The 6,226-nt window shown below is 31.9% G+C and carries 4 protein-coding genes; 3 read left to right on the forward strand and 1 reads right to left on the reverse strand.

Going from position 1 to position 6,226, the window contains the following annotated elements; all coding sequences use genetic code 11:
• Positions 1 to 73 precede the first annotated feature (73 nt).
• Both K5Q14_RS06800 and K5Q14_RS06805 read left to right on the forward strand, forming a co-directional pair.
• Complete coding sequence (locus tag K5Q14_RS06800; protein WP_220735074.1) at positions 74 to 3,004, forward strand: DUF6020 family protein; 2,931 nt, start codon at positions 74 to 76, stop codon at positions 3,002 to 3,004.
• A 122-nt stretch (positions 3,005 to 3,126) separates the two neighbouring features.
• The gene (locus tag K5Q14_RS06805) at positions 3,127 to 4,101 is read left to right on the forward strand and encodes a glycosyltransferase family 2 protein (protein WP_220735075.1); all 975 of its coding nucleotides are present in this window, start codon (positions 3,127 to 3,129) and stop codon (positions 4,099 to 4,101) included.
• Between the two features lie 97 nt (positions 4,102 to 4,198).
• Here the strand turns inward: K5Q14_RS06805 and K5Q14_RS06810 are convergent, their stop codons facing one another.
• Positions 4,199 to 5,311: a helix-turn-helix transcriptional regulator gene (locus K5Q14_RS06810; protein WP_220735076.1), complete on the reverse strand. Its 1,113-nt coding sequence runs from the start codon at positions 5,309 to 5,311 to the stop codon at positions 4,199 to 4,201.
• Positions 5,312 to 5,761: 450 nt separating this feature from the next.
• Between K5Q14_RS06810 and K5Q14_RS06815 the strand changes: the two genes are divergently transcribed.
• The gene (locus K5Q14_RS06815; RefSeq protein ID WP_220735077.1) at positions 5,762 to 6,190 is read left to right on the forward strand and encodes a hypothetical protein; all 429 of its coding nucleotides are present in this window, start codon (positions 5,762 to 5,764) and stop codon (positions 6,188 to 6,190) included.
• Positions 6,191 to 6,226: the final 36 nt, after the last annotated feature.

Below are 6,226 nucleotides of genomic sequence, written 5' to 3' on the forward strand. Positions count from 1 at the left end.
TATTTTAGTATTAATATTTTTTGTTAGCTAATAGAGTACCAAAATATAATAATGACGTTTGGAGTAGCAAAAAATGTTAGAAAATGTAAGTGAAAAAAAAGATGCCGAAAAAAAGAAGATTAGATTATCAAATATTGAAATTCTACGATTTATTTCTATTTTATTAGTTGTATTACATCACGTAGCCATTCATACAAATTGGACAACAGGTATGTCGACTAATTTTGAATTAATTCGTGATACAATGATTTTGAGTGGGAAAGTGGGTGTCGACTTATTTGTTATTATTTCTGGTTATTTAATGATTAATTCACGAACCAAAATAACAAGTTTAGTTAGGACCGTTAGTGAAGCCATTGTATTTTCAGTAGGTATGTATGCAGTTGCAATCATACTAAGAATAAACGGTACCATATTTTCAACGTCGTATTTCTTAAAACGCTTATTTCCAGTAATTTTTTCTGATTATTGGTTTGTAACAGCTTTTGTTTTTATGTATATACTACTCCCAATCTTGTTACCTTTTTTATCTAGCTTGTCGAAAAAAGATTATCAACGTTTCTTGATTATTGGTTTTTTGGTTGTTTCTATTTGGCCAATGATTGCTTTAAATAAAGGTATGAATTTTTCTTACGTTATTCTATTTTTATATTTATTTGCCATAGGAGGTTATATTCGTAAGTTTGACGTGAAAATTCATAAGCGAACTGCGATTATTTCTATTATTGGATTGACAGTTGCTACGGTTTTAACAACACATATTTTGCGTCAACTACTGGATATACGGCATAATTCTTTTTATCAGTTATTTACCTTTTTGAATTGGACGTCTGTCACTAGTTGGCGAGAAAATATTATTATTTGGTTTGATGCAAGTCCATTTCCTTTGTTAATTGCTACACTTATATTTGTTGCCGTAATTTCAATGAAGCATTATTATAATAACATTGTAAATTTTTTAGGAGGCCATGTCTTTGGTGCTTACTTATTTCAAAGTGCACCAATATTTTCACCGTGGATTTATGTCACTGTGGTTAATTTAAACCGTGTTCATGGTACTTTAAATCGTTTATTATTTTCACTGGGTGTTGCGTTATTATTCGTATTCATAGGCATTGGGTTGCATGTTATGTTAGGGCCAATATCAAATAAACTGACTGATTTTTTATTAAAAGTAATTAAAGTAACTGGTAATAAGTGGATTGAACTGTCTGCATATCATACAAGATCTGAATTTTCTAAATCACTAGGTTTAATTATTCTCAAGATGATTGCCATTTTAACTACAGCTATTTTTGTTGTGCCAGGCAATAAAATTTTGGGAATTGTGGCAATCAGTATAATTTTGTTTGTCATGTTGCAACCATATCGTGAAAAAAATAAAACAAAAATTACTTATATAGAATGGATTTCCGGATTTGTTGGTGGTGTACTTTATATTATTACTTTTTTACCAAATAATTATTTTAATACGTTATTCATCATCCATGGTGGGGTAGTTTTAATTGCTTTTGTGACGGTTAGTTTTTCTATAGCTACTGTACTGAGTCAATTCAAAAACAATCAGAACTTAGTTAGTAAATCACGATCATTTCATAAAATTTATTGGCGATATGTATTATTCTACGGTGTCATTATTACAATATACTTTTTCGCTTATTATCCTGGGATATTAGTGGTTGACTCTGTTAATCAGTGGAATCAAATACATAACACGTATCCTTGGAATAATTGGCACCCAGTAGGACACACGGCCGTATTGTGGCTAACTTCAAAAGTGTGGGATAATCCAGCAAGTTTTGTCCTTCTGCAAAGCATGATCTACACGATATTATTTTCATATTTTGCTACACTATTAAATCAATATGTACTAAAAAAATGGATTAGACATTTATTTTTCATTTTAACAGCAGTAATACCATTCTTCCCATTGCAGGCAATGGTTATTGTTAAGGATACTTTATTCACCTATGCTTTTATATTTTTAGGACTAGCTTTGTTTCAAGCAGTCAGAACACGTGGCAAATGGTTACACAATCCGTTAGCTTTTGTGTTGACTTTAATAGCGACAATCGGAGTTAGCATTTGGAGAAGTAATGGCATGCCAATTGTATTGGTTATGTTGGTACTCATCATTTTGATTTTGGGTATTAAAAATTACTGGCGATTACTTGTTATAATGATGGTTTCCGTTGGTTGTTATTTTGCTATTAATGGTCCGATCGTAACAAAATTCAATATTTTTGAGCCCTCTAAAACAGAATCTTATGGTATGTTAATCCAAGTCGATGCTGGTATTATTCACAATGATGGTGTATTAAATGATAAGCAAAAACAGTACTTTGGCAAATTGATGAGTGCTCAAAATATTGCAGGTTATCAACCAGATAATATTGACAAGGTGAAATTTGGGATGGGATTTAATTCTAGTTTGTTGACTAAAGACACAACCAAATTTCAACGAGAAAGTATCTCTTTGATTGAGAATAATAAAAAGCTGGCACTAAAAGCATATAAGGCACAGACGGCAGTTATTTGGAATCAGAATGCACAATATCGATTGGGTATTCTGATGAGAGATAAATACCCTGTAGAAACCGGATACTTTTTATCAAGGAGTGATATTGAGAAGTATCATATAAAGTATCAAGCGTTCAATTATGACAGATATTGGAGTGGATTTAGACAGTTACATACAATTTTACGCAATTTTCAAGAAGTATTTATAGTTCAAAGTGTGCAGCACTGGTTTTTGCCAGGAATCTACTTGATGATGCAACTGACCATCGCTTTTTGGCTTTTGTTACGAGGGCAATGGCATAAATTACTAGTTATTTTACCAATAATTGGCTTAGCTGGTACGTATATGTTGGCAATACCCGCGGCTGATATAAGGTATTTGCAGCCAATACTGTTGTACGTGTTTATTACAATTTTAGTAGTGAGCTTACCTGATACTGTATTTCATGGTTTGCACATGAAACGATCTGCTAGGAAGATGTAAAAAAATTAACATGCTAAATCATGATTAGTTGAATATAAAGATAATAATCAATGCCAATATATTGTAAGATTAATTATTTTACGTATAATAAAACAACCAAATCTTATTAAGGGAATAACAAAATGACTGAAAAAACAGTAGCAGCTGCAATTGTGACATACAACAGATTAGCATTGTTAAAAGAATCATTGGCAGCCATACTAGCACAAACGAACTATCTGTCACATGTGATTGTTGTCAATAATTTGTCAACTGATGGCACAACAGAATATTTGGATAGTTTAAATGATGAACGTATCGTCGTTTATCATGCAACTGAAAATTTAGGGGGTGCTGGTGGTTTTAATCAAGCAGTTCGTTTATTTGGTGAGAAATTGCAAGATGACTTTGTATGGTTAATGGACGATGACACTATTCCAGAACCAGATGCTTTGTCGCATTTAGTTGAATTTACGTTAGAACATCCGGAAGTGGGGTTTGTCAATTCACAAGTTCGTTGGGGACAAGTGAACGGTAAACCGTCATGGATGAACGTAACTGCACCACGTCCGTTTACATGGCAACGTTATCTCATGGATCCGAAAGAGCCCGCAGTAGAAGTCGTTAACGCGACTTTCGTGTCTGTTATGTTTTCACGTGAGATGGTTGCAATGGTTGGTTTGCCACAGAAAGAATACTTTATCTGGGGTGACGACATGGAGTACACGAACCGCATAGCTGACGTTAGACGTGGTTACATGGTGATGAATTCTATAGCTGTGCACAAGTCTAAAGAGAATACTAAACCGGGTGATATTGTTGCTGAAAAAGATGATAGTAGGCTATGGCGTTATAATTACGAATACCGTAATCGCGTCTTAACTGCGCGTCGTATTTCAAAAAAAGAAATGATCAAAGTTGTGTCAGTTGCGATTATGCGCGATTGGCGTAAAACATTGCTTAAAAAAGATGTGGCGTTTAGGGCTAAGAAACTTTGGGTTATTATACGTGGTTTATGGCGCGGCTTATTTTTCAATCCAGACATTGAATATGCAGCAGGATTACAAACAGCAAAAATTCAGAGTCTGCGTGATAGTGAAATGGACTTGTTGGATTAGGAAAAAATAGTATTAAATAATCAAAAAGATTGATTCTGTTGAAGAATCAATCTTTTTTTGTGCGCAATTAACGCAATTAACGCCTTCATTTGAATATCTATAAATGAAGGTGACGATCAAAAAAATGATGACGAAAATAATTGGGTGTTAAGCCGGTAATTTCTTTAAATGTTTTAACAAAGTAAGTCGTAGTTGAGAAGGATAATAGATTAGAAATCTCAAGTAATGTCAGATCTGAAGCGATTAGTAGTTCTTTGGCAGTATCTATTTTAGTTTGTCTTATGAATTGCGTAATTGTACAATTATATTCTTTTTTAAAAGCAGGATTTAAAGACTTTTTTGATGCATTGAGTCCTTTAGCAATGTCATCAAGCGTTATATTTTCAGTAATATGTTCTTTGACATATTTCACAATTCTCTGGTGAAGTGGTAAAAAATTGGTTATGCGATAGTTTTGAACCACTTTAAAGTAATACCAAGTCATCTCTCTAATAACTTGAAAAAAGTCTAAAAATCGTGGCGTTAATTCGATTTCTTGAATAAGTTCGTTATGTAATTGAAATGCCAATTCAGTAGGATAGCCCCATTGAATGATAGCACGATTTAGCACGGCTATATAAGAAATGAGGGTATCTTTCTCGCCTCTAATCAGGTTATTAGAGGCAAATCGTTCGCCAATAATTTTTAAATGTGACAAACTTTCTAATGCAGAAACAAGTTGATCGCTGTGTGAATATATAATTGCTTTAATAATATCAGTTTCTGTATTAAAGAAGGTAGTCGCATCAAATGGTTGCGTTTTTTCAGTTTTAATTGTTTGTTGGTCAGAAAATTGTGTAATAATAACATCTTCATCTGGTGCACGTTTTCCATGATATAAGGTATAAACAATTTGAGAAATTGATTGTAAGTTGGTAAGAGAATGCAACATCATTAATTCATTGCTGTTCGATTCAAGATTACTGTAATCAAATGAAAAACATATTATCAATTCGTTCGTAACTTGGCAAGTTAAAATGTGACCTAAGTGATAATTTAGAGATTGATAACGGTGACCTGATAGTAAATTAATGTTTTTAAGTAAAAAATTTGTGAAATGTTCGCTTGAATTAACAATGTCTCTGTCTAAATAGCTAACCTCTTTAGTCGTAATATTTAACAAAATAACAGTCGCATTTAAAATATCTGCTAATTTTTTAATATCGTTCATGGATCTCCCCAGCAAATTTTATACGATTAGTTTATATATAAATTAATCGTATAAAAAGCATATTTTCTTAATTATATAAAAAAAACTAGATAATAAATATATCATTTCTGATCAAGTCCCTTTATTTGATACAAACGCTCCTTTTTTATCATGAAAACATATAGTTTTTGAGTCATAATCATAACAGGACAGTTTCATTCTTTATTTTTAAGTAGAAAAAAATGAAAATAACAGTAATAAAAAAATTATAGTGTGACACTGTATGCAGCGGTCATATATGAGTATATGAAGAATCAATTAGGTTAGCATTATACATTAAATATCTCATGTTCATCATCAATGAGTAAACTGCTTGAAATGTTTCAAAATCAAGTTTTTATGACGTATATTATTGAATTGACCAGCTTGCTTTAAATATGACATTAAATAAGATAAAAAGGTTTAGTAGTGATGAAAGAACTGATCAAACGGATTTATTATTCAACATTAATTGTAATAGTGTACGAACTCGGGAAACATATTATATTACCAGGTAATTTAGTTAAATCTTATAAATCGCCAGATTTAATGAGTTCAATTAGTTTATTAATAGGTGGTGATTTATCTAGATTATCTTTCTTTTCTTTGGGGGTTGGTTCATATATGTCAGGAATGATTTTTTGGCGGGTAATCCAATCTTTGAATAAGGACAGATTCAGCAAAAGTTCTGAAAATACAATTTATTATTTGCGATCTATTCTGATACTATTTATCTCTATTATTCAATCATTAGGATTAGCAACTAGCATGAAAAATAATATTTCGTTTTCTACTAATGAGGTTGTTAATATTCTGATAGCTGGATCTACGTCAATAAATCGGACACGCATTCTACTTTGATTTGCTATTTTTGTTCAAAGGCCACTGGGGTTAAAT

The sequence above is a fragment of the Leuconostoc inhae genome (assembly GCF_019656015.1).
GTDB classification, from domain to species: Bacteria; Bacillota; Bacilli; order Lactobacillales; family Lactobacillaceae; genus Leuconostoc; species Leuconostoc inhae_A.